This is a genomic window from Hydrophilobacter chitinilyticus (assembly GCF_049860745.1).
In the GTDB taxonomy this organism is placed as follows: Bacteria; Pseudomonadota; Gammaproteobacteria; order Burkholderiales; family Burkholderiaceae_C; genus Rhodoferax_B.
The window spans coordinates 1,908,590-1,934,266 of record NZ_CP187561.1; the positions used below are offsets into that span (position 1 = coordinate 1,908,590).

The 25,677-nt window shown below is 63.4% G+C and carries 22 protein-coding genes and 1 riboswitch; of the genes, 13 read left to right on the forward strand and 9 right to left on the reverse strand.

All coding sequences use genetic code 11. From position 1 onward, the window contains the following. The first annotated feature begins 3 nt into the window (after positions 1-3). Positions 4-921, forward strand: a complete 918-nt coding sequence (locus ACPWMG_RS08605) for a GGDEF domain-containing response regulator (RefSeq protein ID WP_483304227.1) — start codon at positions 4-6, stop codon at positions 919-921. Positions 922-943: 22 nt separating this feature from the next. Here the strand turns inward: ACPWMG_RS08605 and ACPWMG_RS08610 are convergent, their stop codons facing one another. After that, a complete protein-coding gene (locus ACPWMG_RS08610) occupies positions 944-1,459 on the reverse strand; it encodes a 6,7-dimethyl-8-ribityllumazine synthase (RefSeq protein ID WP_483304228.1) in 516 nt (171 codons plus the stop codon). Between the two features lie 96 nt (positions 1,460-1,555). After that, a riboswitch (FMN riboswitch) is annotated at positions 1,556-1,714 on the reverse strand. A 120-nt stretch (positions 1,715-1,834) separates the two neighbouring features. Between ACPWMG_RS08610 and ACPWMG_RS08615 the strand changes: the two genes are divergently transcribed. The 4 genes from ACPWMG_RS08615 (at position 1,835) to ACPWMG_RS08630 (ending at position 7,613) form a co-directional block, all read left to right on the forward strand. Then, on the forward strand, positions 1,835-4,342 hold the full coding sequence (locus ACPWMG_RS08615) for a DEAD/DEAH box helicase (protein WP_483304229.1): 2,508 nt from the start codon (positions 1,835-1,837) through the stop codon (positions 4,340-4,342). A 109-nt stretch (positions 4,343-4,451) separates the two neighbouring features. Next, the gene (locus ACPWMG_RS08620) at positions 4,452-5,540 is read left to right on the forward strand and encodes a tartrate dehydrogenase (RefSeq protein ID WP_483304230.1); all 1,089 of its coding nucleotides are present in this window, start codon (positions 4,452-4,454) and stop codon (positions 5,538-5,540) included. Between the two features lie 49 nt (positions 5,541-5,589). Then, on the forward strand, positions 5,590-6,567 hold the full coding sequence (locus ACPWMG_RS08625; protein WP_483304231.1) for a Bug family tripartite tricarboxylate transporter substrate binding protein: 978 nt from the start codon (positions 5,590-5,592) through the stop codon (positions 6,565-6,567). 113 nt (positions 6,568-6,680) lie between these two features. Next, positions 6,681-7,613 carry a LysR substrate-binding domain-containing protein gene (locus ACPWMG_RS08630; protein WP_483304232.1) on the forward strand — a complete coding sequence of 311 codons (933 nt, stop codon included), beginning with the start codon at positions 6,681-6,683 and terminating at the stop codon, positions 7,611-7,613. 44 nt (positions 7,614-7,657) lie between these two features. Here ACPWMG_RS08630 and ACPWMG_RS08635 read toward each other — a convergent pair whose 3' ends face one another. After that, positions 7,658-10,750: a PAS domain-containing sensor histidine kinase gene (locus tag ACPWMG_RS08635; RefSeq protein ID WP_483304233.1), complete on the reverse strand. Its 3,093-nt coding sequence runs from the start codon at positions 10,748-10,750 to the stop codon at positions 7,658-7,660. Positions 10,751-10,925: 175 nt separating this feature from the next. Here ACPWMG_RS08635 and ACPWMG_RS08640 point away from each other — a divergent pair, with 175 nt between their 5' ends. Then, positions 10,926-11,777, forward strand: a complete 852-nt coding sequence (locus ACPWMG_RS08640) for a response regulator (RefSeq protein WP_483304234.1) — start codon at positions 10,926-10,928, stop codon at positions 11,775-11,777. Between the two features lie 78 nt (positions 11,778-11,855). Continuing rightward, complete coding sequence (locus ACPWMG_RS08645) at positions 11,856-13,556, forward strand: thiamine pyrophosphate-binding protein (protein WP_483304235.1); 1,701 nt, start codon at positions 11,856-11,858, stop codon at positions 13,554-13,556. A 44-nt stretch (positions 13,557-13,600) separates the two neighbouring features. Here the strand turns inward: ACPWMG_RS08645 and ACPWMG_RS08650 are convergent, their stop codons facing one another. The 4 genes from ACPWMG_RS08650 to ACPWMG_RS08665 form a co-directional block, all read right to left on the reverse strand. Continuing rightward, the gene (locus ACPWMG_RS08650; protein WP_483304236.1) at positions 13,601-14,518 is read right to left on the reverse strand and encodes an NAD(P)/FAD-dependent oxidoreductase; all 918 of its coding nucleotides are present in this window, start codon (positions 14,516-14,518) and stop codon (positions 13,601-13,603) included. Beyond that, positions 14,496-14,969: an Rrf2 family transcriptional regulator gene (locus ACPWMG_RS08655; RefSeq protein WP_483304237.1), complete on the reverse strand. Its 474-nt coding sequence runs from the start codon at positions 14,967-14,969 to the stop codon at positions 14,496-14,498. The genes ACPWMG_RS08650 and ACPWMG_RS08655 overlap by 23 nt, the downstream gene beginning before the upstream one ends. Positions 14,970-15,023: 54 nt before the next feature. Next, positions 15,024-16,664 carry a methyl-accepting chemotaxis protein gene (locus ACPWMG_RS08660; protein ID WP_483304238.1) on the reverse strand — a complete coding sequence of 547 codons (1,641 nt, stop codon included), beginning with the start codon at positions 16,662-16,664 and terminating at the stop codon, positions 15,024-15,026. A gap of 122 nt (positions 16,665-16,786) precedes the next feature. Continuing rightward, complete coding sequence (locus ACPWMG_RS08665; RefSeq protein ID WP_483304239.1) at positions 16,787-17,728, reverse strand: LysR family transcriptional regulator; 942 nt, start codon at positions 17,726-17,728, stop codon at positions 16,787-16,789. A 369-nt stretch (positions 17,729-18,097) separates the two neighbouring features. Here ACPWMG_RS08665 and ACPWMG_RS08670 point away from each other — a divergent pair, with 369 nt between their 5' ends. From ACPWMG_RS08670 to ACPWMG_RS08680, 3 genes are read left to right on the forward strand one after another with little or no spacing between them, the layout of a single operon-like run. Beyond that, the gene (locus tag ACPWMG_RS08670; protein WP_483304240.1) at positions 18,098-19,072 is read left to right on the forward strand and encodes a hydroxymethylglutaryl-CoA lyase; all 975 of its coding nucleotides are present in this window, start codon (positions 18,098-18,100) and stop codon (positions 19,070-19,072) included. After that, positions 19,069-20,229, forward strand: coding sequence for a CaiB/BaiF CoA transferase family protein (locus ACPWMG_RS08675; RefSeq protein WP_483304241.1), 1,161 nt, complete (start codon positions 19,069-19,071; stop codon positions 20,227-20,229). The genes ACPWMG_RS08670 and ACPWMG_RS08675 overlap by 4 nt, the downstream gene beginning before the upstream one ends. A 39-nt stretch (positions 20,230-20,268) precedes the next feature. Further along, the gene (locus tag ACPWMG_RS08680; RefSeq protein ID WP_483304242.1) at positions 20,269-21,264 is read left to right on the forward strand and encodes a tripartite tricarboxylate transporter substrate binding protein; all 996 of its coding nucleotides are present in this window, start codon (positions 20,269-20,271) and stop codon (positions 21,262-21,264) included. Here the strand turns inward: ACPWMG_RS08680 and ACPWMG_RS08685 are convergent, their stop codons facing one another. Continuing rightward, complete coding sequence (locus ACPWMG_RS08685) at positions 21,265-22,137, reverse strand: patatin-like phospholipase family protein (protein WP_483304243.1); 873 nt, start codon at positions 22,135-22,137, stop codon at positions 21,265-21,267. It abuts the gene before it with no gap. Between the two features lie 226 nt (positions 22,138-22,363). Here ACPWMG_RS08685 and ACPWMG_RS08690 point away from each other — a divergent pair, with 226 nt between their 5' ends. From ACPWMG_RS08690 to ACPWMG_RS08700, 3 genes are all read left to right on the forward strand, one after another. Further along, a complete protein-coding gene (locus tag ACPWMG_RS08690) occupies positions 22,364-22,708 on the forward strand; it encodes a hypothetical protein (protein ID WP_483304244.1) in 345 nt (114 codons plus the stop codon). A gap of 68 nt (positions 22,709-22,776) precedes the next feature. Next, complete coding sequence (locus ACPWMG_RS08695; protein ID WP_483304245.1) at positions 22,777-23,634, forward strand: TorF family putative porin; 858 nt, start codon at positions 22,777-22,779, stop codon at positions 23,632-23,634. Between the two features lie 191 nt (positions 23,635-23,825). Continuing rightward, positions 23,826-24,950 (forward strand): MBL fold metallo-hydrolase, encoded by a 1,125-nt coding sequence (locus ACPWMG_RS08700; protein ID WP_483304246.1) that lies wholly within the window; start codon positions 23,826-23,828, stop codon positions 24,948-24,950. Positions 24,951-25,058: 108 nt separating this feature from the next. Here ACPWMG_RS08700 and ACPWMG_RS08705 read toward each other — a convergent pair whose 3' ends face one another. Together ACPWMG_RS08705 and ACPWMG_RS08710 are read right to left on the reverse strand one after the other, a co-directional pair. Continuing rightward, positions 25,059-25,328, reverse strand: coding sequence for a helix-turn-helix domain-containing protein (locus tag ACPWMG_RS08705; RefSeq protein WP_483304247.1), 270 nt, complete (start codon positions 25,326-25,328; stop codon positions 25,059-25,061). Position 25,329: 1 nt separating this feature from the next. Beyond that, positions 25,330-25,644 carry a transcriptional regulator gene (locus ACPWMG_RS08710; protein WP_483304248.1) on the reverse strand — a complete coding sequence of 105 codons (315 nt, stop codon included), beginning with the start codon at positions 25,642-25,644 and terminating at the stop codon, positions 25,330-25,332. Positions 25,645-25,677: the final 33 nt, after the last annotated feature.

Genomic DNA, 25,677 nt, shown 5'->3' on the forward strand with positions numbered 1-25,677 from the left:
CACGTGGACGGACTGGAACAACAATCGGTGCTGATCGTCGATGACGACCGCGTTAGCCGCACCATGCTCGCAGAACTTTTGAGCCCCGATTCGCGGGTGGTGTTGGCTAAAGATGGCCCCACGGCTTTGCAGCGCATCCACGAAGATGCCAGCATTTGCCTGGTGTTGCTGGACGTGGGCATGCCGGGCATGTCGGGCTACGAAGTGCTGCAGCAACTCAATACGTCGCCGCCCGTGCAAGACGTGCGCGTCATTTTCATCAGCGGTGCCACCGAAGAGAGCGACGAAGAAAAAGGCTTGCTGCTGGGCGCTGTGGACTACGTGTTCAAGCCCATCCGTCCGGCGATTGTCAAAGTGCGCATCCACAACCATTTGCGCCTGATCGCGCAGCGCAAAGAGCTGGAGCGCCTGGCAGGGCACGACGCGCTGACCGGCATTGCCAACCGCCGCACCTTTGACGAGGCTTTGATGCTGAGCTGCCAAACGGCGGTGCGCCGGCAAGAGCCGGTGTCATTGGCGATGATCGACGTGGACTTCTTCAAGCAATACAACGACCATTACGGCCACGCCGCAGGTGATGAAACGCTGCGCCGCGTGGCACAGGTCGTCGCCAGCTTTGCACGCCGTCCGTACGACCTGGCGGCGCGTTATGGCGGTGAAGAATTCGCACTGCTGCTGCCGGTGGTGCCTGACATGAACGACTTGCTGAACCGCCTGTGCCTGGACGTGGTGGCACAAGGCATTCCCCACGTCGGCTCCAAAGTGGCGCCGGTGGTGTCGATCAGTGTGGGCGCCGTGCAACTGCGGCCGGGCGCCAAACACACGCCGCAGGGCATGCTGGAGCACGCCGACTCGCTGCTCTACCAGGCGAAGCAACAGGGCCGCAACCGTGCGGTGTGGGGCCCTTACCCAGCCAGCTAAGGCTGGCTGCTAAGTCTGCGGGTTAAGCCGCTACGGCGGCGAGTTGGCGCAAGCTCGCTACCGTCGCCACGCAAGCACGTGCGGCTTCTTTGCCCTTGACCAGAAAGTGCTTGTGGAAGTACTCGCGGTGTTCGGCGTGTTCGTGGAAGTTGTGCGGCGTCAGCACGACCGAGAAGGCGGGCACTTCGGTTTCCAACTGCACGTCCATCAGCGCGGAGACCACGGTCTGTGCCACAAAGTCGTGGCGGTAAATGCCGCCGTCCACCACCAGCGCGCAGGCGACGATGGCGTCGTATTGGCCGGTCTTGGCGAGTTTCTTGGCATGCAGCGGCAGCTCGTAGGCGCCGGGCAGGGCCAGCACATCGATGGAGGCACTGGGCACGCCCAGCAGGCCCATTTCGGCCACAAACGCATCACGCGCCTGGGTCACGATGTCGGCATGCCAACTGGCGTGCAAAAACGCCACGCGCATGGGTTTGGGGGAGGGCGCAACAGAAGACGTTGCGGTGGGTACGGAAGCAATAACAGACTGACTCATGGTGTCCTTGAAAAGGTCAATTCCAGAATCAGGGCGCACGAGCGCACGGCCGCACACGCAGCGGCACAGACATGCGCCGCCCGGCAGGGCAGTGGTTCGCGCTCTCTTTCATCCGGACTATGACCGTCGGCCCCGGAGTCACACCGGGTCTGCTGACCCCGGCAACCTCATCGCTGAAGTGGCCGGGCGCTCGCGGGCTTGCCCCTTTCGGGTATCACCGCCGGTGAGGAATTGCACCTCGCCCTGAGAACGCTGCCCCGGCAATTTGCTGGGGCTTAAAAATTATAGGCATGCTGCGCAATCTTTGCTGGCAGCAGGTTGCTGGCTGACAACTGGAAAGGCCGGGCGCTCGGGCGACAATCGTTGCACTTCACCATGCCCATCTCTCCTCGTCCTTCAAAGCCCCGCGCACCCGCAGCCACCAGCAAGACCGCCAAACCGCCGGTGGTAGGTGTCGCCCAATCGTTCGATGGTCTTCATCTGGGCGGCTGGCGCCCGCGCATCGAATTGCGCACGCTGGGCCGGGGTGATGGGCTGTTGGGCATGATGGCCTGCGGCGGCTCCGGCCCACGCGGGCCGGATGTGACCGTGGCGTTGCTCGACTGGCTGGCGCCCTCGGGCAACCATGCTGAGCCACCTGTCCCCAAACCTCTGGCCGCCGCCAGTTTTGAGCTGCAGCAGGCCGCGCAGCGTGGCATGGCCGCCATGGGCTTCTTTCCCGTACCGCCGCAGGCCTTGCAATGGCGCGCGGCAGACCTGGGTCAAAGCCTGGGCACGTGTTGGACGCTGGCGCAAGAACCTTACTTTGCCGACTTCTGGGCCGAGTCCGTGCCGCAACTGCAAGCCCTGGGTTGGGTGGTGTGGGTGCGACCGGGCTTTGCGCACCACAGCGTGCCGGTTTCGGCCTGGCGGCTGGTGTTGGAACCCGGCACTGGCGCCGTGCTGGGCCAAGCGGTCGATGGCCCGCTGCAACCCGGCCCACCGCCCGTCGCCGGCTTGGGCCTGGCGCGCCGCGAAGGCAGTTGGCTGCTGAGCTTGGGCGTGGAAGTCGACGGAGAGCAACTCGACCTCGCGCCCATGCTGGCCGATCTGCTGCGACGCGATTCGCGCTGGTTGTACGCCGACAAACTCGCCGCCATCGATGCCCTCGACCTGGTGCAACTGCGCGCGCCTGGTGGCCGTCGCATCGAAGCCCCGGCGGGGCCGATCAAAGCCATCGTTGCCGCCATGCTCGACGTGTTGAGCACCACCCGCCGCGCCGGCCCGCTGCCGCTGGCGGGCTGGGACATGTTCCGTCTCGACTCTCTGCGCCAGGGCCTGAGCGAAAGTGCGCAAGCCTTGGCCAAACGGGCCGGTGAACACGGCCGTTGGCAACTGCAAGGCGCCGACGGTTTACACCTGCTGGCGCAGCGTTTAGGCAAAGCCGGGGGCCCTAGTGCTGTGGCGGCGCCCCAGGGTTTGACCATCACGCTGCGGCCCTACCAGCTCGAAGGCCTGGCCTGGCTGCAATATCTGCGCGCACAACAACTCGCCGGCATCTTGGCCGACGACATGGGCCTGGGAAAAACCGCGCAAACCTTGGCGCATATCTTGGTTGAGAAAAATGCCGGTCGACTCGACTGCCCGGCGCTGGTCATCGTGCCCACCTCGTTGTTGTTCAACTGGCAAGACGAAGCCCGCCGCATGGCGCCCGGCCTGCGCGTGCTGACGCTGCACGGCGCGCAACGCGAAGCCGCCCACGCGCGCATGGGCGAGGCCGACCTGGTGCTCACCACCTACAGCCTGCTGTGGCGCGACGTGCGTGTGCTGGCCGCACAACCGTTCCACCTGCTGGTGTTGGACGAAGCGCAAACCGTGAAGAACGCGGCTGGCCGTGCCTCGCGCGCCGTGCGCCGCCTGCAGGCGCGCCACCGGCTGGCGCTGACGGGCACGCCACTGGAAAACCACCTGGGCGAGTTGTGGGCGCAGTTCGATTTTTTGATGCCCGGCTTTTTGGGCGACGTACGCGGCTTTTACCGCCAGTGGCGCAAACCGATTGAAGAGGGCGGCGAGACCCAGCGCGCGGCCGCCTTGGCGCGGCGCGTGCGCCCGTTCATCTTGCGCCGCCGCAAGAACGATGTGGCCACCGAACTGCCGCCCATCACCGAAGTGATTCGCCGCGTGGAGCTGCAAGGCCAGCAGCGCCTGCTGTACGAAAGCGTGCGTGTGGCCGCTGACCATGTGGTGCGCCGTGTGCTCGCCAAGCGTGGTCTGGAGCGCGCGCAGATCAGTGTGCTCGGTGCCTTGCTGCGGCTGCGCCAGGTGTGTTGCGACCCGCGCCTGGTGCGCGGCCATCAGCTCGCGGGCAACATCGAACACGCCAAGCTGGAGCTGCTGCGCGACATGCTGCCCGCGCTGGTGCAAGAGGGCCGGCGTGTGCTGGTGTTCTCCCAGTTCACCTCGCTGCTCACGCTGATTGGTGAAGAACTCACCACATTGCAACTGCCCTGGTTGGCGCTCACGGGGCGCACACCACCGGCGCAGCGCGGCGCCGTGGTGGCGCAATTCCAGGCGCAGGCCGTGCCCATCATGCTGGTGAGCTTGAAGGCCGGTGGCTTGGGCCTGAACCTCACCGCAGCCGATACCGTGATCCACATGGACCCGTGGTGGAACCCGGCCGTTGAAGCCCAGGCCACGGCACGCGCGCACCGCATTGGCCAGAACAAAAACGTGCTGGTCTACAAGCTGCTGGTGCAAGGCAGCATTGAAGAACGCATGCTCGAATTGCAAGCCCGCAAACAGGCCCTGGCCAGCGGCGTGTTGGGTGAGGACCATGTGGGTGCCACCAAGTTCAGCCAAGCCGACTTGGCCGATTTGCTGGCACCGCTCGACCGGTTTGACTGAACGCGAGCCCTTGTGATTGTTCAACGCAGGTTAAAAATGCCTTAACCTAGCCGCCGATTTTTTCTGGTGACCGAACCGCAGAATGAAGTCTCCTACAACGGAGACTTTGATGAAGACTTACAAGATCGCGACGATCCCGGGCGATGGCATTGGCAAAGAAGTGGTGCCTGCAGGCCAACAGGTGCTCGAAGCCCTGGCCCGCTCCAGCCACAGCTTCAACTTTGAGTTCGAGAACTTCGGCTGGGGTGGCGATTGGTTCCGCGCCCACGGCGTGATGATGCCGGACAACGGCCTGGACGCGCTGCGCGACAAGGACGCCATTCTGTTTGGCTCTGCCGGTGACCCGCACATCCCCGACCACATCACCCTCTGGGGCCTGCGGCTGAAGATTTGCCAGGGCTTTGACCAATACGCCAACGTGCGGCCCACGCGCATCCTGCCAGGCATCGACGGCCCGCTCAAACGTTGCGACCCCGACGACCTGAACTGGGTTATCGTGCGCGAGAACTCCGAAGGCGAATACGCCGGCGTGGGTGGCCGGGTGCACCAAGGCCACCCGATCGAGGCCGCCACCGACGTGTCGATGATGACGCGCGCCGGGGTGGAACGCATCATGCGCTTTGCCTTCAAGCTGGCCCAGTCGCGCCCGCGCAAGTTGCTGACGGTGGTGACCAAGAGCAACGCCCAGCGCCACGCCATGGTGATGTGGGACGAGATCGCAGTGCAAATTTCCAAAGAGTTTCCCGACGTGCAGTGGGACAAGGAACTGGTCGACGCCGCCACCGCCCGCATGGTCAACCGCCCGGCCACGCTGGATACCATCGTCGCCACCAACTTGCACGCCGACATCCTGAGCGACCTGGCCGCCGCTCTGGCCGGCAGTCTGGGCATTGCACCCACCGGCAACATCGACCCCGAGCGCCGCTACCCGTCGATGTTCGAGCCCATCCACGGCTCGGCCTTCGACATCATGGGCAAGGGCTTGGCCAACCCGGTGGGCACCTTCTGGTCGGTGGTGATGCTGCTGGAGCACCTGGGTGAGTTTGAGGCCGCCGCGCAGGTGATGCGTGCGGTAGAGAGCGTGACCGCCAACCCCGCGTTGCACACCGGTGACCTGGGGGGTAAAGCCACCACGGCGCAGGTCACGCAGGCGGTGTGTGAGCAACTGGGCTCTGCCCAGCAGCGCAAAGCGGCTTGACAAAGCCGATGACGGTGACGTCGCGAGAAAAAATACAAGGAGACAAGACATGAACACCAGACCCTTCCAGCCGCGCAGCGCCTTGACCGCCATCGCGTTGGGCTTTTGCGCCACCATCGCCAGCGCGCAGGGCTTTCCCACCAAGCCGGTTACCTTGGTGGTGCCTTTTCCACCCGGCGGCAGTTCCGATGTGCTGGCACGCGCGCTGACCGAAAAGTTGTCGACCGGGCTGGGTCAGCCTGTCATTGTGGAAAGCCGCCCCGGCGCCGGGGCCACCTTGGGCGCCGCTTATGTGGCCACCGCCAAGCCCGACGGCTACACCTTGTTGATGGGGGCGGTGCACCATGCGATTGCCACCAGTGTCTACAAGAAACTGCCCTACGATTTCGAGAAGAGCTTTGCACCTGTGACCACTGTCGCGCTGGTGCCCAACGTGCTGGTGATCAATGCCAAGTCCTCGGTCACCGATGTTAAAGGACTGGTCGCCGAAGCTAAGACGAGTAAAGACAAGCTGGCCTTTGGTTCAAACGGCAATGGCACGCTGCAGCATTTGGTGGGCACACAGTTCGCTTCCATGACCGGCATTGAATTGCTGCACGTGCCTTACAAAGGCAGTGCCCCGCTGACCACCGATCTGCTGGGCGGCCAGGTGTCCATGTCGTTTGACACCATCACGCCTGTGGTGCCGTTCATCAAGAGCGGCAAGCTGCGTGCTTTGGCGGTGACCACGGCCAAACGCTCCAGCACCTTGCCCGATGTTCCCACGCTGGACGAGTCGGGCCTCAAGGGCTTTGACCAAGGCACCTGGTTCGGTATTCTGGCCCCGGCCGGAACGCCCAAGGACGTGGTCGCCAAACTGAATGCCGAGATGGTGAAGATCATCCAGTCGCCAGACTTTCAGAAGCGCATGGCCGATATTGGCGCAGAGCCGGTGGGCGACGCGCCCGCGCAAATGGCCGAGCAGATCAAGGCCGACACCGCCAAGTACGCCCGGCTGGTGAAAGACGCCAACGTGGTGATCGACTGACGCAGACTGGCATTTTTGCAAGGCCGTTGGCGGGCCGGCCCAGGCACCTGGACGCCGATCTCGCGCCCCGCTAAAGTGATTCATTGTTTACTCAAAATGAATAATGAATCACTATGGCCATTAGCGGCATACAGCCTACCGACCTGGGCTTTTTCTCGGCTATCGCTTCGGCCGGCAGCCTGAGTGCAGCAGCCCGTGAATTGGGCATCACCACGCCCGCCGTGAGCAAACATCTGGCCTTGATGGAAGCGCGCGTCGGCGTCTCGTTGGTGAACCGCACCACACGCCGCATGAGCTTGACCCAAGAGGGCGAGGTGTACCTGGAACACGCGCGGCGCATCCTGAGTGAGATCGACGACTTAGGCCAGTTGATCAGCGGCGCCAAAACCTCCGCGAAGGGGCTTTTACGTGTGAATGCGACGCTCGGTTTTGGCCGTAGCCATGTGGCGCCCATCATCTCGAAGTTCATCGTCGAGCATCCTGACGTGGAGGTGCAGCTCCAGCTTTCGGTCAACCCGCCACCGCTGACCGAAGATGCTTTTGACGTGTGCATCCGCTTTGGCGCCCCGCCAGACGCGCGCGTGATCGCAAAGCGTATTGCCGAGAACCGGCGCTTGTTGTGTGCAGCACCCAGCTACCTTGCCAAGCATGGCACGCCCAAAGTGCCGCACGATCTCACGCGGCACAACTGCATTGGTATTCGGCAGGGCGAGGAGGCCTATGGTGTCTGGCGTCTGACCAATGGCCGAGGTAAATCGTTGACCACGGAAGCCGTCAAGACGCGTGGCAATCTGACCACCAACGACGGCGAGATAGCGGTCAACTGGGCCTTGGACGGTCATGGCATTTTGATGCGTGCAGAGTGGGATATTGAGCGTTACTTGCGCAACGGCAAGCTGGTGCAGGTGCTGCCACAGTGCCATACGCCTGACGCGGACATCTACGCCGTGTACCCGCCACGCCACCAGAATGCGGGCCGGGTGCGGGCCTTCGTCGAGTGCATTAGCCAATCCTTTCAAAAGCGGCCGTCCACGAGCAGGCCCTGAAACCGGGCTCGCGCCGAACATGCCGCGCTTTGTGCGGCGCCACCTTAAATCGTCACCGTGAAGTGGCTGCCGTTGTGTTGGCTGCTGTGCACCTCGACCTTGCCGCCATGGCGCTCTACCGCCTTCTTGACGATCGACAAACCCAGCCCTGTGCCGTGGATGTCACCGACGTTGCTGGCGCGGTGAAACGACTCGAACAGGTGCGGGATCTCGTGTGTGGGAATGCCGATGCCTTGGTCCAATACTTCAAACACGGTATGCCCGCCCACCGCACGAACCTGCAACTGAACCAACTCGCCGCCGGGCGAATACTTGATGGCGTTGGACAACAGGTTGTTCAGGATGTGGCGCAACAAGCGTTCGTCAAAACAACCCATGGGCGAGGCTAGCGCATAGGTGAGCTGCACTTGGTTGGGGGCCTCGCTGTGTTGCCGGCGGGCGTCGTCGATGCAACCCATGCACAAGCGTTCGAGGTCGATGTTCTGCGGATGAAAGTCAAGCAACTGGGCATCCGCGCGGCCGATGAGCAGCATGCGGTCGAGCATGCGTGTCATACGGTGCACGCTGGCTTCGATGCTGCTGAAAAGCTCCATCTGTTCGGCTTCGGGCAGACGCGCGCCATAGGTCTTCACCAACTCCGCCGAAGACAGAATGGTGGCCAGCGGCGTGCGAAATTCGTGGCTGGTCATCGACACAAACCGTGAGCGCAGCGCGTTCAACTCTTTTTGTTGCTCCAGCGCGTTGCGAATGCCGTCCTCGGCGTTGCGCCGTTCGGTGATGTCGAGCAGTGTCCAGATCACACCGGCGTCGGGGTCACGGTCGACCACGCAGCGGCCTGCCAGTTGCACCCAGAACACCTCACCACTGCGCCGCACCAATTGCCGCTCAGTGGTGTAGTGGCCATGGGCGCGCAGGTTGTCCAGCGTGTTCTGGCCATCGTGCCGATAGCTTTCTTCGTTCACATAGAACACGCGTGTCGACTTGCCCACCAACTCCTGGGGGCTGTAGCCCAAGAGCTCGGAACATTTTTTGTTGACCCACTGAATGCGCCGCGCAATGTTGAAGACGATGCCCACCAACGCACTGTTGAAAATGGCTTCGCGTTCGGACGAAGTGCGCTGCAACGCTTCTTCCAGCGTTTTGCGTTGTGTGATGTCCATCACCGTGCCGACCATGCCGCGCTCGGGTGCGTTGCGGTCCACCGCTTTGGCCGACACCACGGCCCAGAACAAGGTGCCGTCGGCGCGGCGCATCTGCATTTCGTTCTGGAAAACTTTGCCGTTTTGCAGGCTTTGCTCAATGGTTTGCCGCGCCGCTTCAAAGGCCTCGACGTTGGGAAACATGTCGGCCCAGGTGGTGTGGCCGCGTGGGAACAGCGGCGGCACGCTGGTGCTGCCGGGTGTGCTGCTCCAGCCAAAAATGCGCGAGAGCGCGCGGTTGGACCAGCGCAGCACTTGGTGCTCGGTCAAGAAGGCAATGCCCACGAGCGAGTTTTCCAGGATGGTCTCGCGTTCACTCAGCGTGGTGCGCAGTTGCTCTTCAAGTGTTTTGCGTGGCGTGACGTCCGAGAAGAAGGTCAAGGTGGCATCTTCGCCATCCCACGGCACCAGCGTGACGCCAATGTCCAGCCAGGTGATGCTGCCGTCGGTGTGCAGCAAACGCAATTCATAACGGTTGGGCACATCCTGCCCGGCCAGGCGGCGGCGTTGGCGCTCCAGCACCATGGGGCGGTCGTCGGGGTGGACGGCGGTCAAGAAACCTTGGCGCATCATCTCGTGGCGCGACATGCGTGTGATCAGTGAGGCACGCTCGTTGACAAACACAAAGCGCTCGTTCTGCACCACCACCATGCCTTCGCCCACGTGCTCCACTACCGCGCGATAGCGTTCTTCTGAACGGTGCAGCGCGGCCATGATGGTCTTGCGCTCGGTGATGTCACTGAAGAACACCATCGTGGCCTGGGTGTCCGACCACGGCACCACCGCCGTGCCCAGTTCGATCCACAGCAGGCTGCCATCGGGTATGTGCATGCGCAATTCAAGTCGCCGCGGCAAGCCGTTGCCTGCGTGACGGCGGTGTTCGCGTAGCCGGGTGAAGTCGTCCGGGTGCAGCAATTGGCGCGGCGAGGTCTGCTCGAACTCGGCACGCGTCATGCGCAAAATCTCCAGCGCGCGGCGGTTGACAAACACCACCTGCTCAGGCGCATGGTGCGCGTCATGCCCGCCGTTGTGTTCGCCCTTGTGCAGCACCACCACGCCTTCACCAGCGTGTTCCACCACCGCGCGGTAGCGCTCTTCGGAAGAGCGCACCGCTTCCAGCATCTCTTTATCGTGGGTGACGTCGGTAAAAAAAGTCAGGCTGGCGGGTTTGCCATCCCACGGCACCACACTCACACCAATGGCGATCCAGCGCACCACACCATCGGGCAGCAGCAGCCGCACTTCGTAGTGGCTGGGCACGTCCTCGCCCGCGAGTCGACGGCGCTGACGGTCCAGCAACAAGGCATGATCTTCGGGGTGCACGCGGTGCAGAAAGCCGATGTTCTGCATCTCCGACACCTGCATCTGCACGATCTCTGCGGCGCGCGCGTTGGCAAACACCACCACCTCGTTCTGGATCACCAGCATGCCTTCGCTGACGTGTTCCACCACTGCGCGGTAACGTTCTTCCGAGTGGCGCAGGGCGGTTTGCGACGCGCGTTGGTGCTGCAGATCGCGCAGCATCACCGCCCACGCGGGGGGGGCGTGGCGACTTGCGCTATGGGCAGGTGATGGTGGCAGCGCAAAAGCCGACAGCTCGGCTTGGTGCGGCGTGCCGTCGCTGGCGACAAATTCAAGTGTAGTGGTAAAGCTGGTGGCGTTCGGTGCCGATGTGGCCGAGTCGCTTTCGCTGGCCCATGCCGCCGGATTGGCGCCGGGAAACAACGCGCGGATGGGTTGCCCCTGCAGCGCCGCCGCCGGGTGGCCCAGCAGCCGCGCGGCCGCCGGATTGCTGTCAAGCACCAGGCCTTGTGCGTCCAGCACCAGCATGCCGTCGGGGGCGGCTTGCCACCATGCGCTTGATGCTGCAGCGAAACCTATCGTCGCATGGGCGTCGAAGGCATCGTTGGACGTGACGGGCAATGGTTGAGCGGACATGGGGTGCGGTCAAACGAGGGCAGCGACGGTGCTTCCGGGTGAGGCATGATTTGCCAGCCCGGGCGCCCCTGTCAAGTCGCGTGAACCATGGCTGCGTGTTTGTCCCACACTTTGGGGCATGCCCTAGGTGTAGGCTCCGTCCTACAATCTGTCTGAAGCAGGAAGGAGGCCACCCATGGCTGCTGAATCCAATGTGAACCCACAATTGTTGGTGGTAGACGACGAGCCCGAACTACGCAATGTACTGGCCAAGTACTTTGTGTTCAATCAGTTCGACGTACGCACCGCCATGGATGCTGCAGAGGCTCGCACACTGGTGGCCGAGCGCCTGCCTGATGTGATGCTCATCGACGTGCACATGCCGGGCGAAAGTGGTCTGTCTCTTGCACGTTGGCTGCGTGAAACCTACCCGCGCGTGGGCCTGGTGATGCTCACCGCCGCCAGCGACACGGTGGACCGCATCGTGGGCCTGGAGCTGGGCGCTGACGACTACGTGACCAAACCTTTTGAGATGCGTGAACTGTTGGCCCGGTTGCGTAGCCTGCTGCGGCGGTTAAACACCACCCGTACAGCCGATGTCGAGGCGGCCGAGCGCTTGGCCCATGGGGTAACCGCGGTGCCACCAGTGCAACCCCATGGCAATGGCGTCGGAGCGGGATTGCCCGGAGGTAACGGACTTGGGGGTCATGGTGCCAACGGAAACGGCAACGGTGCTGCAACCAACTGCCGCTTCGGTTGTTGCACGCTGGACGTCGAGGGCCGTCGCCTGCTCGACACAGAAGGCCAGGACGTGCCCATCACCGTGGCCGAATACGAGTTGCTGGTGCTGTTTGCGCGCCACCCCAACCGGCCGCTCACGCGCGACCAGATCATGGAAGCCCACGGCAGCCGCCGCTGGGAAGTGTTCGACCGCTCCATCGACCTGCGCATCATGCGTTTGCGCCGCAAGGTCGAGCCGAACCCGGCCAAACCCTCGGTGCTGAAAACCGTGCGTGGCGTCGGCTATATTTTTGTACCTGCCGGATGAAATGCATGCTTTGCGTTCGCTGTGCGGCATGGCTCTTGCGCTGTAAATCCAGTACAACCAACCGATTCAAGGATTTCGATGACCACTCAGATCGCCGGCCACTTGCTGGTGCAGTGCCTGGTGCAGCAGGGCGTGACCCACGCCTTTGGTGTGCCGGGTGAAAGTTTTCTCGCCGTGCTCGACGGCTTTCACGCTTACCGCGAGCAGATCCAGTTCATCATCAACCGCCAGGAGGGCGGCGCTGCCTTTATGGCCGAGGCCCACGGCAAGCTGAGCAACCGCCCCGGCATTTGTTTTGTGACGCGCGGGCCGGGCGCCACCAACGCCTCGATCGGGGTGCACACGGCGTTTCAAGATTCCACGCCCATGGTGCTGTTTGTCGGCGACGTGGCCAGCGACTCGCGCGACCGCGAAGTGTTCCAGGAAGTGGACTACCAGAGCTTCTTCGGCCCCAGCACCAAGGGTTTTGCCAAACGCGTGGAGCGCATCGACGACCCCAAGCGCATTCCTGAATATGTAGCCCGCGCCTTTGCCACCGCCATGAACGGCCGCCCCGGCCCCGTGGTGCTGGTGCTGCCCGAAGATATGCTCACGCAAACGGTGGATGTGGAGCCCATGCCACGCGTAGAGGCCGTGCAAGCCTGGAGCGACCCCGGCGCGCTGCGCACCCTGCGCAGCATGCTGCTGGCCGCCCAGCGCCCGCTGGTGATAGCCGGCGGCAGCGGCTGGACGCCGCAGTCGGCCCAGGCTCTGCAGCGCTTCGCCGAGAACTGGCGCCTGCCCGTGGGCAACGCGTTTAGGTTTCAAGACACCTTTGACAACCACCACCCGCTTTATGCTGGTGATGTGGGCATTGGCATCAACCCCAAACTCGCCGCCCGTGTGCGCGAGGCTGATTTGATCCTGGCCATTGGCCCGCGCCTGGGCGAGATGACCACCGGCGGCTACACACTGATCGAAGCGCCCAAACCAAAACAAAAGCTGGTGCACATCCACGCCAGCGCCGAAGAGTTGAACCGCGTGTACCAGGCCGACCTGGCCATCAACGCTACCATGAACGCCGCCGCGCGCTCGCTGGAAGTGTTGACCGCGCCGGTAGAGCTGCCATGGGACGCGTGGGCGCAAGCGGCCAACGCCGACTACCTGGAGAACCTGCAGCCCCAGGCCCTGCCGGGCCCGGTGGACATGCCGGCCATCATCAAGACCCTGCAGCGCCACCTGCCGCCCGACACCTTTGTGACCAACGGCGCGGGCAACTTCGCCAGTTGGATGCACCGCTTCTACCAACACCACGGCCTGGCCAAAGGCTACAAGACGCAGTTGGCACCCACTAATGGCGCCATGGGCTACGGTGTGCCCGCCGCCATTGGCGCGGCCATTGCCACCGGGCGTTTGGCGTTCACCATTGCGGGTGATGGCGACTTCATGATGAACGGCCAGGAGCTGGCCACCGCCGTGCAGTACGGCGCCAAGACCATCATCGTGCTGCTGAACAACGGCATGCTCGGCACCATCCGCATGCACCAGGAGCGCGAGTACCCGCAAAACGTCAGTGGCACACAACTGCGCAACCCGAACTTCGTGGCCTTGGCGCAAGCCTATGGTTATGCGGCGGTGCGCCTCACCGACAGCAAAGACTTTGAGGCCGCGTTGCTGGCGGCGTTGGAGCGGTCCGAGGGCACGTTGATCGAGGTGGTGCTCGACCCTGAAGTGATCACCACGCGCGGCACGCTCACCGCCATCACGCGTGCGGCGGAAGCGCGTTTGCTATCGAAATGAGAGCTTCTTGCGTGCGCTAGATAAGCGTGGGAGGCTCTTTTTTCTTAAGAGGCCGAAAGGCCAAATACCAGCGTGCGGTGGGTCGATGCCCCGGCCGCCGCGCCATCGCCCACCGCAATCGCCACATTGCCAAACATGCGCGCCGCGTCGCCGCACGCCAGCACGCCGGGCACGGTGGTCTCAAACAGCTCGTTGCGCCGGATGTAGGCGCCCAGCGGGCCTTCGTCGAAAGCGCAACCCAGTTGCGCCGCCAGCGGGCTGGCGACGCGGGTTTGGCTTAACGTAAACAAGCCCGCGAGCGGCACATGTCGGCCATCGGTCAGCACCACCGTGGCCGTGTTTTCCAGCCGGGCGATCGGCGTGGCCTCGACAGTGACGCCACGCGCAGCCAGCGCGGCGGCCTGCTCGGCATCGGGCGTGAAGCTGTTGTTCAGGAACAGTGTCACCGTGCCCCATTCAGGCAACAGCAGCGCATGGTGCTGCGACATGGCGTTGACGCCCAGCACGCCGATGTGGCCGTTGTCCAGCTCATAGCCGTGGCAATACGGGCAATGGAACACGGATTGGCCCCAACGCTCTTGCAAGCCCTCAATCGGCGGCAGCGTATCGACCACGCCGGTGGCCAGCAGCAGGCGTTGGGTGCGCAGGGTTTCACCAGAGGTGTGCACGGTGAATTCCACCCGATGCGGGTCGGCCGATTTCTCGGCGCGTTCTGCCGTTCCGTCGATCCAGCGTACGTTGGGGTAGGCCAGCAACTGCTGGCGTGCATCGGCCACGATGTCGGCTGGCGGGCGTCCGTCTTGCCCCAGAAAACCGTGCGATGCACTGGCAAAGCGGTTGCGCCGCTGGCCCGCGTCCACCACCACCACGCGGCGCCGTGCGCGCGCCAACTGCAGTGCCGCTGAGATGCCAGCGAAGCTGCCGCCGACGATGACAACATCAACTGGTGTGTTCAATGTCATGAGAAAAGTCCTTATGAGAAAAGCCGCCGGCCAACATGCGGCGATGAAAGTCTTCTGAGAGCGAGGCCAGCGTGACCTTGTGTAGCCGCGCCAATAGCAGCGCCTCGGCCTCCTGGTAGGCCGTGCCCAGCGCCTGGTTCACGGCTTGTTCAACCAGGCAGGCGGGGTTGTCATTGCGGTGGCCCACGGCCAGCAGGCTGGGCGCGCCCAGTGCGGCGTGGATGTCGCCCAGCGTCACCTTGCTGAGCGGGCACGACAGCACCCAGCCGCCGCCATGGCCTTTGGCTGACGCGACAAACCCCGCCTGGCGCAGCCCCGTCATGAGCCGGCGCACCACCACCGGGTTGGTGTGCATGGCGGTGGCCAGGGCCTCGGAGGTGGCGGGCCCGTCCATCTCGGCCATGTGCAGCAGGATGTGGAGAACGCCCGAGAGTCGGCTATCTGTTTTCATGAAACATTATGAGTTGCATGATGTGATGTGGCGCTTTGGCCAGCGCAGAAAACCCTAACGTGGCGACGGTTTTGGGGCCAGCAGAGTGGGGCGCGGTGCTTCCGGCAGTGTGAAGCGGCTGATCAACTCCGCCAAATCCTGGGCCTGGTGGCGCAGGCCTTCAGAGGCCGCCGCCGACTGCTCGACCAGCGCCGAGTTCTGCTGCGTCATCTGGTCGAGCTGTGACACGGCGGTGTTGATCTGGCCGATGTCCTGGCGCTGTGCCTGGGTGGCGCTGGTCACATGGCGCATGGTGTCGGCCACGGCCTGGATGGCGGCCACGGTGCGGTTCACGGCTTGCCCGGCATCGGTGGCCAGGGTGTTGCCGGCTTCCACGTGCTGCACGGTGCTGTGGATCAAAGCTTTGATCTGCCGCGCGGCATCGGCCGAGCGCATGGCCAACTGGCGCACTTCGGAGGCCACCACGGCGAAGCCGCGCCCGCTTTCGCCCGCGCGCGCCGCTTCCACGGCAGCGTTCAGCGCCAAGATATTGGTCTGGAAGGCAATGCCGTCGATCACGCCAATGATGTCGGCCACCTGGTGCGAGGCTTGCTGAATGTCCTGCATGGTGTGGGCCACGCGGGCCACCACGGCGCCACCGTCAACCGCCACTTGTGACGCCGTTTGCGCCAGGCTCTCGGCATGGGCGGCGGCGTCGCCTGCATGGGCCAGATTGCGGGTGACCTGCTCCAGCGCCGCAGCGGTTTGCTGCAGGCTGGAGGCGGCGTCTTCGGTGCGCGCCGAGAGGTCGGCGTTGCCTTGGGCGATTTCACTCGCAGCCAGCCGCACACCGTGGGCCGAGCCGCGCACCCGCTGCACCAGTTCGCGCAACGCGCCCTGCATGCGGCCCAAGGCGAGCAGCAGTTGGCCGGCTTCGTCACGCGTGTGGCCGTGAATGTCTTGGCGCAAATCGAGGTCTGAGACGCGTTCTGCGGTGGCACTGGCGAGCTGGATGGGCTGCGAAATGCGGCGCATCAGCCACAGGGTGAGTCCACCACCGAGGCCGAGTGCGGCCACGCAAAACAGCAGCAGCGCCAGTTGCGCCTGCTGGCTGCGTTCGGCAATGTCGGCGCCTGCGGCGTCGATGGCGGTGCGTTGGCTGGTGGCGAGTGCGCCCAGCGCATCCAGCAAACTGGCGGCGCTGGGCTGGAAGCGTTGGCTGTAGACCTGGCGGATGCGCTCGGTGAGGCCGCTGTCGCGTGCGGCGATCAGTTCTTTCACGGCGGCCTCGAAGGCCTGGCCTGCGTTGCGTACCTGCTGCAACTGTGTGTGTTCGGCGTCGGTGCTGATCTGGCTGTCCACCTGTTGCAGCAGCGCGGCATAGCGCGTGGCGGTTTGCGAGATGTCGGCGGCCAGGATGTCGCCCACCTCGGGCTCCGAGCTCAAGGCCATGGCCTTGTAGCGCTCGGCGTTGAGTGTTTGCAGGCGGTAGGCGTCGGCCACCAGGCGCTCGGTGGCCAGGTTTTGGGTGATCGCGGCGCGGGTGGCTTCATCGATGCGGTGCAGCGCGCTGGCGCCAATGCCGGAGCCGGCCAGCGTAAGGGCCAGCACACAGCCAAACGTGGCCAGCAGGCGGCGGCCGATGACGTTAGAGACGGGGGCACGCACAGGGGTGCGGGCTGGCGCAGATAGCGGCGCAGGGACGGTGGCGGACACGGGTACGGACTCCTGTCCGCGCAAGGGCGAACGGTTCGCCGATTGCATCAAAACGCCGCGACGATTTTGTGACTGTTGAGTGGCGAGTGTGTGAATGCCATCCAAAACGGGGGGTGTTGTGTTTATCGCGGGCGTGCCGGGCGCCTCTTTTTCTGAAGGGTTTGAGCCTGCACGGCGCAGCTCTCCAGGTGCGCCACCAGCAGCCGTGCAGCGGGCGACAGGGCAGCCGCATCGCGAAAACAAATCGCAAAGTTGCGCTGCGCCCAGGCGTCGGTGAGCGGCACCACGCACACATCGGCATGCGGCGATGGCCCCACGGTTTCTTGCGGCACCACTGAAATGCCCAAGCCCGCGCGTACGCAACGCAGCGAGGCATCGAAGGTCGACACCACGGCGCGGTAGTTCAACGGCCGGCCGATGATGGCCGCCGCGCGGATCAGCATGCTCTGCACGGCGGTGCTGGCCGGCAGGCCCACGTGGTCGTAGTCCAGCGTCTGCGCAAAACTGCAGTGGGGAAGGGTGGCGATAGGGTGGTTGGCGTGCGCCACGATGGCCAGGTGGTCGCTGCGGTAGGGTCGGGTCTGCAGGCCTTCCAGGTCGGCCGCGTCCCAGCACACGCCCAGCGGCGCCGTGCCTTCACGGATGGCGCGCACCAGGTCGCGGCTCAGGCTTTCTTCGATGTCGACGCGGATCTCGGCATGCGCGGGCGCTTGCAGAAAGCTGGCAATGTCGTCCGGCAGAAACTCGGCAATGGAAGATACCGACGCCAGCATCCGCACCTGCCCCTTCACGCCGCGCCCGTAAGAGGCCATGTCGCGCGCCAGGCGATCGGCCCCGGCCAGCATGCCGCGCGCGTGCTCCAGCAGCATCTCGCCGGCATCGGTGGGCACCACGCCACGGCGGTGGCGCTCGAACAGCGGCACGCCCACACTGTTGGCCAGTTGCGCCAGGCGTTTGCTGATGGCCGAGGGCACCATGTGCTGCAGTTCGGCGGCGCGCGCAATGCTGCGCGCCTCGCACACCGCCACAAAGAGCCGCAGGCTGGTGATGTCCAGGTCGCGCATGAAGTTCCGGTTTGGAATTTTTGGCGTTCCATATTAACGCTTTTAATCCATCGTGGAATGTCTAAAGTGAGGCCTAGCCCTAAGAACCTGTTCACGATCTCCCTAGGGCCGCGTTGGGGTGCAATCGGGATGAGTTGACTGTCAGAGACCGCCGCATGGGCTCTCTGCCCATGCAAGGGCTATGGCAGACAAATCGCCCGATTTCACCCCAACCCGCAGGGCAGGCACCTTCTCGGGCGCCCTGCGTCGTTACAAAACCAGCCAAGGCAGAAGCCTTGGCTTGGGTTTTGCGCCTAGCAGTGCATCCTGATAAGGTGCCTACGCGGCCCTAGAGAGATCGTGAACAGGTTCTTAAAGGAGACAACACGAATGAACGCCATAGCGTCACATGCAGAGTCAAATGAACCGCCATCATGGCCCCGCTCGGCCGTGATACGCGAAGTCGGCCTGCGCGACGGCCTGCAAAGCATCGCCACCATCTTGCCCACGCCGCACAAGCGCGAGTGGATTCAAGCCGCCTACGCTGCGGGCCAACGCGAAATTGAAGTCGGCTCTTTTGTGCCCGCCCGCCTGTTGCCGCAACTGGCCGACACCGCCGAACTGGTGGCCTTTGCCAAAACGCTGCCCGGCCTGTTCACCTCGGTGCTGGTGCCCAACCTGCGCGGCGCCGAGGCCGCCATCGAAGCCAAGGCCGACCTGATGCTGGTGCCGCTGTCGGCGAGCCACGCACACAGCCTGGCCAACCTGCGCAAAACCCCAGACGACGTGGTGGCCGAGGTCGCCAAGATCCGCGCCGCACGCGATGCAGCGGGCAGCAAAACCTTGATTGAAGGCGGCGTGGGCACGGCCTTTGGCTGCACGCTGCAGGGCCGTGTGGAACCTTCTGAAGTGCTGCGGCTGATGCTGGCCTTGCTGGACGCCGGGGCCGACCGCGTGAGCCTGGCCGACACCGTGGGCTATGCCGACCCCGCGCAGGTGCGCGGCTTGTTTGCCCAAGCGCGTCAGATCGCGGGCGATCGTTTCTGGTGCGGCCACTTCCACGACACGCGTGGCCTGGGCCTGGCGAATGTGCTGGCCGCACTCGACGTGGGCGTGACGCGATTCGACGCCTGCCTGGCCGGCATTGGCGGCTGCCCGCATGCACCCGGTGCCAGCGGCAACGTCACCACCGAAGACCTGGCCTACATGCTGGCCAGCATGGGCATCCGCACCGGTTTGGCCATCGCCCCCTTGCTGGCGCTGCGTGCGCAGGTGGCCGGTTGGCTGGCCGGTGAAACCTTGCATGGCACGTTGTGGCGTGCCGGTTTGCCTCGCACTTTTTCCGAAGAGAACTCAAACGTATGAACCCAAGCTCTGTTGAAGCACCCCGCGCCTTGCCTCTGGAAGGTGTGCGTGTGCTCGAATTTACCCACATGGTGATGGGCCCCACCTGCGGCATGATCCTGGCCGACCTGGGGGCCGAGGTCATCAAGATCGAGCCGCCCGGTGGCGACAAAACGCGCAAGCTACCAGGCTTGGGCATAGGATTTTTTCGCAGCTTCAACCGCAACAAGAAAAGTGTGGTGCTCGACATCACCACTGAAGAAGGCCGTGCCACCGCCACCGAGCTGGCAGGTGCCTGCGACGTGGTGCTGGAGAACTTTCGCCCGGGCCTGATGGCTTCTTTTGGGTTGGACTACGCCACCCTGTCGGCGCGCTTCCCAAAGCTGATCTACGTGTCGCACAAGGGCTTTCTGCCCGGCCCCTACGAGAACCGGTTGGCGCTGGATGAAGTGGTGCAGATGATGGGCGGCCTGTCTTACATGACCGGGCCCAAGGGGCGCCCGTTGCGCGCAGGCACTTCGGTCAACGACATCATGGGCGGCATGTTTGGCTCTATCGGCGTGCTGGCCGCGCTGCGCGAGCGCGAGCGCACGGGGCGTGGGCAAGAGGTGCAAAGCGCGTTGTTCGAGAACTGCGTGTTCCTCTCGTCACAGCACATGCAGCAATATTCGATGACCGGCGAACCGCCGCCGCCCATGCCGTCGCGCGTGTCGGCCTGGAGCGTGTACGACGTGTTCACGCTGGCCGGTGGCGAGCAACTGTTCATCGGCGCCGTGAGCGACAAACAGTTTTTGACCCTGTGCCGCGTGCTGGAAAGGCCGGACTTGGCAGAAGACCCGACTCTCGCCAACAATGCTTTACGCGTGGCCGTGCGGCCCGCCTTGCTGCAGCGGCTGGGCGACATCCTGCAGCACCACCATGTGGATGAACTCGCGCCCAAGCTCGAAGCCGCAGGCATTCCCTACGCGCCCATCATGCGGCCCGAGCAACTGCTGGACGACCCACACCTGCGTGCCAGCGGCGGCTTGGTGCCCATGACCATCGACGATGGTGGCACCACCGACGTCGTGCTGCTGCCGCTGACCATGGGGGGCCATCGGCCCGGCGTGCGCAGCCCGCTGCCTGCGGTGGGCGAGCACACCGAAGCGGTGCTTTCAGAATGGTTGGGCCGGCCTTGATACCGAGCCTCAAGTAATCAAAAAGAAGGAGACAAAACCATGAACACAACCACGAACACCAGAAAACTCCAATCCACCGCGCGTTGGCTTTCAGCCGCGTTGCTGGCCGCCGTGGCCACCACCTCGGCCATGGCGCAAGCGATAGACCGCCCCGTGCGGGTGATCCTGCCCATCAGCGCCGGCTCGGGCGTGGACGGCATCGCCCGTGCGGCGGCCCCTGCGCTGGGCAAAGCCTTGGGGCAGCCGGTGGTCATCGACAACCTGCCCGGCGCGGGCGGCCTCACCGGTGCTTCGGCCTTGGCGAAGGCCGCACCCGATGGCATGACCATCGGCATCCTGTCGAACAACCATGTCATCAACCCCAGCGTGTTCAAGAAGATGCCGTATGACACGGTGACCGACTTCACCTACATCAGCGTGGTGGGCTCCACCCCCTTGGTGATCGTGGTCAACCCGGCCAAGGTGCCGGCGCGCACGGCGCAGGAGTTGATTGCGCTGCTCAAAGCCAAGCCTGATGCCTACAACTATGGCTCATCGGGCAACGGCACCATTTTGCAATTGGGCATTGCGTCGTTCCTGGACATGGCTGGTGTGCAAGCGCGGCACATTCCGTACAAGGGCACGGGCCCCATGGTCACGGACTTGATTGGTGGCCAGGTCGACTTTGGCATGGTAGCTTTGCCCGCGATTGCTGGGCACTTGAAGAGCGGCGCGTTGGTGGCCATCGGCGTGGGCAGCAAAACGCGCGCAAGTGCCGCACCCGACATCCCCACCATCGCCGAGCAAGGCCTGCCGGGCTACGAGGCCGAAGGCTGGTTCACCGTGGCCGCACCACCCAAGCTGCCCGCCGCGCAGGTCAAGCGCATCCACGACGCCGTGGTTGCCGCCTTCGCCGCGCCCGACGTGAAAGAGGCCATGGCCAAACAAAGCAACACCATCAACCCCAGCACACCCGAGGCGGCTACCGCGCAAATCAAGGTGGAGGTGGTGAAGTACGCTGACTTGGTGAAGAAGTCGGGGCTGACGGCGGAGTAGTCAAGCCCCGTTTCGGTGGAGAAAGGGAAACTTCGCGAACAAGGCCTTGGCATCGCGAACGCCCAGGTCAAACGCTTGCTGCACCGTCGATTTGGCAGTGCAGTCCCAAGTGGACACGGGCACCGCTTGGCTGGGTTGCCAGTACGCACGGCCGTCGCGTTCAAAGTACGCGGGTAAGTTGGGGTAATGGCGGGTCAGCAGGACGAGCGTTTTCGTGTTGCCCTCAGGCGATGCAGCGGGAATGGGCGCGTTGTCCACATACCCGCCATCAAATGCCCACTGCCCGCCGAGCGTGATGGGGAGCGTGAACGGCGGCGCGGCGGCTGCCGCATTCAACAGGTCTTGCGCGGCCTCGGCCGAATCGCATTGTTCCAGTTGCAGAAACTCTTGGTGCAGCCCCAGCCACTTGGGCAAGCGTGGGTGAATGCCATGGCTGATTTTTTTGTCGACGATATAGGCCAGTGTGCCCGCCACGATGCTGCCGTGTTTGCCCAAGAGCGTTGCGGGCCGGGCAATGGCCACCTGCAGTTTCTGCTTGGCTTGCTGGAGTGTGGGGAACGTGGCCGGGTTGACGATGGACGCAATCCATTCCGGGTAGGTTTTTTGATGCGCAAACTGCAGCTTCAGTTTGGCCAAGCCGCGCCACTTGAACATGCGCTGGTTGTCTGCGTAGAGGCGGATACAGCTTGCTAACGCAGCCTCGGGCCCGATGGTCATGCAAGACGCCGCCATGGCCGCACCTGCGCTGGTGCCGACCAACGAGGGCGGTAGTGTCCAGCCCTTTTCAAAGAGATGGGTGAGCAGACCCCCTTGCCACCAGCAGCGGTTGCCGCCACCCGCAAACGCGAGAGCATCGAAATCTGAAAAACGCATTTGCACAAGAATCCTCGGATGAAAGTGGAGTCGGATTTTGTCCGACCGATGCGCCGACGGCTGAGCCTTGCGTGACGGTCGATGGTGTCGGTATGTAAGGGGGCTATCGGGCGGCCGGCATTGATACTTTTTTTGCACGCACCGGCATTGTTTAAAGCCCGTTTTTACGCTGTCATTTTTAAGCTTCTTTCCTCGTGATTTCATTCGAAAGCACGTTGGAGAAAAGATGAGTTTGATGTTGTTTCGGCAGGTGCTGCTGGGTACCGATGCCATGGCCTCACCGCGCCGCGCTCCGCAGCGCTTTCAGTTGATGACTGTGACGGTGGACGCCTGCGAGGCGTCTCTCGTGCGCCGTGCCTTGGCCACTTGTGTGGGCGTGGGCGCAGGTGCGGTGATCCAACGCTGTTCGCCGCAGAAGGATCACCGTGTGAAGCTGGAGATCCGCTTTCCGGCAGGGCACAGCCATGAGGTGATGCACGAGGTGCTGGAGAGTGTGCCGTCGGGCGAGGTGGGCAGCATCATCGATCTCTTTGATGGCGCCACAGAGGCGTCTCTCCACGTGCGCCATTGACGCGCTATTGAAAAGTTTTTAGACACGTCTTCTTGAGCGCACGGTTTCTTCCTTTTTCCTTTTTCGACATGACCTACAAACCCACAAAATCCTGGGCGCTGGCTTTGCTGTGCGCCACGTCTTTCACCACGCTGGGCACCATCGCCACCCGAGCACAAGCGCAGACCGAAGCCCCGACCGCAGCGGCACCTGAGCACACCGTCACTGGCAACCTCACCCTGGTCACCGACTACCGCTTCCGTGGCATCTCGCAAAGTTGGGGGCGCCCGGCAGTGCAAGGCGGCTTGGACTACACGCACGCCAGCGGGTGGTACTTGGGCAACTGGAATTCCAGCGTTTCGTCCAACAGCTACAACAACGGCGCGAGCCTGGAAGTTGATCTCTACGGCGGTTACCGCTTCGAGCCGGTAAGTGGCACATTGCTGGACATCGGCGTCCTCGGCTACCTCTACCCCAGCGCCCGGCTCAACAGTGCACCTGCCACGCCCACAGGTCAGAAGTACGACACCACCGAGGTGTATGCAGGTGCCACGGTGGGCGCCTTCAACGCGAAGCTGTCGTACGCGGTAACCGACTACTTTGGCCTCAACGGCAGCACTGCAGGGTACGCGTTTTTCAACGCCTTGCCCGACCAAGGCAGCTCGCGCGGCACGGCTTATCTTGACCTGAACTACAACGTCGATCTGGGCAACGCCACCACGCTCACGCTGCATGTGGGCCACACCGCCGTGCGCCGCTACAACGCGCTGTCTTACACCGACTACCGTGTGGCGCTGGGCAAGACCTGGGCGGGCTTGAACTTCACGGCGGCCGTTGTGGGCACCGACGCCGACGACCGTTACTACCAAGCTGGCAATTCGGCTGGGCAGGATGCGCGACGCTTGGGCAAGACCACGGCGCTGTTGTCGGTTGGCAAAACCTTTTGATGTTTAGCTTGTGACGAGGGGCATCGCGCGTTACCAGCGGCAGCGCGATGCAAAGTATTGTGAACGCCTGCTTGAAAACCAAGCTCAGTGCCTCAGGTGTCAAGAACGAGTCGCTACTTGGCTCGTTTGGCTCACTTGGTACGAGGCCCTGACCCGGCTCTCGAAAGCCGTGTTGGAAGGAAGGCAGCGTTTTGAAATCGTTAGGCAAAAAATCAGAAGGCTTACGCCTGGAACGCATCCAAGCGTCGCCGCGTTGGGATGGCCAGGGCTTTCGCAACCTGCATCCGATCCAGAGCGGTTTACGGGAGAAGGGGCAGATGCCCAGCATGCGCGAGTTGATCTTCGGTGACGAAAACACCGCACCGAATGGGCCTTTGCCATCGGTCGATCCGTTGCGCTCATGGGCGCGCCCGCCGTCCAGCGGACTGCGCGCCACGTGGCTCGGCCATTCCACGGTGCTGATCGAGATTGAAGGGCTGCGTGTGTTGACCGATCCGGTATGGGGCGCACGCGCTTCGCCGTTCAGCTTGATCGGCCCCAAGCGGTTTCAAGAAGTGCCCGTGTCATTGCAGGCCTTGCCACCCATTGACCTGGTGCTGGTGTCACACGACCACTATGACCACCTGGACTACCCGACGATCCGCGAATTGGCCAAGCGGGAAGTGCCGTTTGTGACGTCGCTGGGGGTTGGGGCGCATCTGGAGGCCTGGGGTGTGCGGCCCGAGTGCATCGTCGAATTGGACTGGTGGGAGTCGCATCGCGTGCCGGGCAGCGAAGTCACGGTGACGGCAGCGCCGTCTCAGCATTTTTCCGGGCGCTCGTTGTCGGATCGCAATGCCACGCTGTGGTCTTCGTTTGCGATTCGGTCAGCACGCCATTCAGTGTTCTTCAGCGGCGACACGGGGTTGACGGACGAGTACCGTGTGATCCGTGAGCGCCTGGGTGCGTTCGACTTGGTGATGCTGGAAGTGGGGGCATACCACCCTGCCTGGGGCGATATGCACCTGGGGCCGGACAACGCCCTGAAAGCGCACGCTTTATTGGGCGGCGGTACTTTTCTGCCTGTGCACTGGGGCACTTTCAAACTCGCTACCCATGCGTGGGATCAGCCCGCAGAGGCGCTGTTGGCGCAAGGCAGCCGCGCTGGCGTTCAACTGGCCATGCCCCGTTTGGGCGAAGCGATTGAGCCGCGACATGTGGACCGTGTTGACCCCTGGTGGCGCAAGATGAAAGTAGCGGCGAAGCAGCCCGCCAAGAAGACGCACGCACCCGAAGAGATCACGCTGCCCAAGAGTGTTTCCTGGCCGCTGGATTAGAGGGCCGTGATGTGGCTCCAGTTTGATGTTTTTGGGAAATAAAAAGGGCCGGTTCGCACCGGCCCTTTGTCTTCTTCTGACGACTTTGTGAATCGACGGTCTGAGGGTTCAACCGTGTAGTTCGCGCAAAACTTCGGGGTGCGCCACTGCCACCCGCAGCAAGGTTTTAGCAGCACCGGTGGGCTCGCGCCGTCCCTGTTCCCAGTCTTGCAGCGTGCGTGCAGAAACGCCGAGCAAGCTGGCAAAGTCCTGCTGAGACAAGCCTACCTGCGCCCGCGCTTCGGCGGCTGCCGGGAGTTGGACTTTGGTGATGCGCGCGGCTTGGCCACGCTTCATTTGCTTCACGGATTCCAGCAAGTCTTGTTGGAATTTTTTCATGTCAGATGGCATCTTCAACTCCTTGTTTCAGTTCCATCAGGAAAGCGGTTGGCAAGTTGTCGAACTTGCCTTTGGTGTACGCGATGAGCAACCATATGGTCTCATCCAGAACATTGAAATAGATTACGCGCGCGCCGCCGCTTTTGCCTCGGCCTGAAGCAGTCCAGCGCACCTTGCGGCAACCACCGCTGCCTTTGATGAGATCGCCAGCATCGGGGTTAGCCGCAATCCAGTTGACGAATTCAGCAAGCTCGCTGGGGTTCCAGATCTCTGCGGCATAACGCTGGAAGATGGGCGTTTCGGCGACTGTCCTCATGCATCGAATTATACGGCAATGCCGTATTTTTAG

What these genes read in the sequence shown, in the direction of transcription:
- ACPWMG_RS08610 (WP_483304228.1), bottom strand. Translation starts at nt 1,459, where the DNA reads ATGAGTCAGTCTGTTATTGCTTCCGTACCCACCGCAACGTCTTCTGTT.
- ACPWMG_RS08615 (WP_483304229.1), top strand. Translation starts at nt 1,835, where the DNA reads ATGCCCATCTCTCCTCGTCCTTCAAAGCCCCGCGCACCCGCAGCCACC.
- ACPWMG_RS08620 (WP_483304230.1), top strand. Translation starts at nt 4,452, where the DNA reads ATGAAGACTTACAAGATCGCGACGATCCCGGGCGATGGCATTGGCAAA.
- ACPWMG_RS08625 (WP_483304231.1), top strand. Translation starts at nt 5,590, where the DNA reads ATGAACACCAGACCCTTCCAGCCGCGCAGCGCCTTGACCGCCATCGCG.
- ACPWMG_RS08630 (WP_483304232.1), top strand. Translation starts at nt 6,681, where the DNA reads ATGGCCATTAGCGGCATACAGCCTACCGACCTGGGCTTTTTCTCGGCT.
- ACPWMG_RS08635 (WP_483304233.1), bottom strand. Translation starts at nt 10,750, where the DNA reads ATGTCCGCTCAACCATTGCCCGTCACGTCCAACGATGCCTTCGACGCC.
- ACPWMG_RS08640 (WP_483304234.1), top strand. Translation starts at nt 10,926, where the DNA reads ATGGCTGCTGAATCCAATGTGAACCCACAATTGTTGGTGGTAGACGAC.
- ACPWMG_RS08645 (WP_483304235.1), top strand. Translation starts at nt 11,856, where the DNA reads ATGACCACTCAGATCGCCGGCCACTTGCTGGTGCAGTGCCTGGTGCAG.
- ACPWMG_RS08650 (WP_483304236.1), bottom strand. Translation starts at nt 14,518, where the DNA reads ATGACATTGAACACACCAGTTGATGTTGTCATCGTCGGCGGCAGCTTC.
- ACPWMG_RS08655 (WP_483304237.1), bottom strand. Translation starts at nt 14,969, where the DNA reads ATGAAAACAGATAGCCGACTCTCGGGCGTTCTCCACATCCTGCTGCAC.
- ACPWMG_RS08665 (WP_483304239.1), bottom strand. Translation starts at nt 17,728, where the DNA reads ATGCGCGACCTGGACATCACCAGCCTGCGGCTCTTTGTGGCGGTGTGC.
- ACPWMG_RS08670 (WP_483304240.1), top strand. Translation starts at nt 18,098, where the DNA reads ATGAACGCCATAGCGTCACATGCAGAGTCAAATGAACCGCCATCATGG.
- ACPWMG_RS08675 (WP_483304241.1), top strand. Translation starts at nt 19,069, where the DNA reads ATGAACCCAAGCTCTGTTGAAGCACCCCGCGCCTTGCCTCTGGAAGGT.
- ACPWMG_RS08680 (WP_483304242.1), top strand. Translation starts at nt 20,269, where the DNA reads ATGAACACAACCACGAACACCAGAAAACTCCAATCCACCGCGCGTTGG.
- ACPWMG_RS08685 (WP_483304243.1), bottom strand. Translation starts at nt 22,137, where the DNA reads ATGCGTTTTTCAGATTTCGATGCTCTCGCGTTTGCGGGTGGCGGCAAC.
- ACPWMG_RS08690 (WP_483304244.1), top strand. Translation starts at nt 22,364, where the DNA reads ATGAGTTTGATGTTGTTTCGGCAGGTGCTGCTGGGTACCGATGCCATG.
- ACPWMG_RS08695 (WP_483304245.1), top strand. Translation starts at nt 22,777, where the DNA reads ATGACCTACAAACCCACAAAATCCTGGGCGCTGGCTTTGCTGTGCGCC.
- ACPWMG_RS08705 (WP_483304247.1), bottom strand. Translation starts at nt 25,328, where the DNA reads ATGAAAAAATTCCAACAAGACTTGCTGGAATCCGTGAAGCAAATGAAG.
- ACPWMG_RS08710 (WP_483304248.1), bottom strand. Translation starts at nt 25,644, where the DNA reads ATGAGGACAGTCGCCGAAACGCCCATCTTCCAGCGTTATGCCGCAGAG.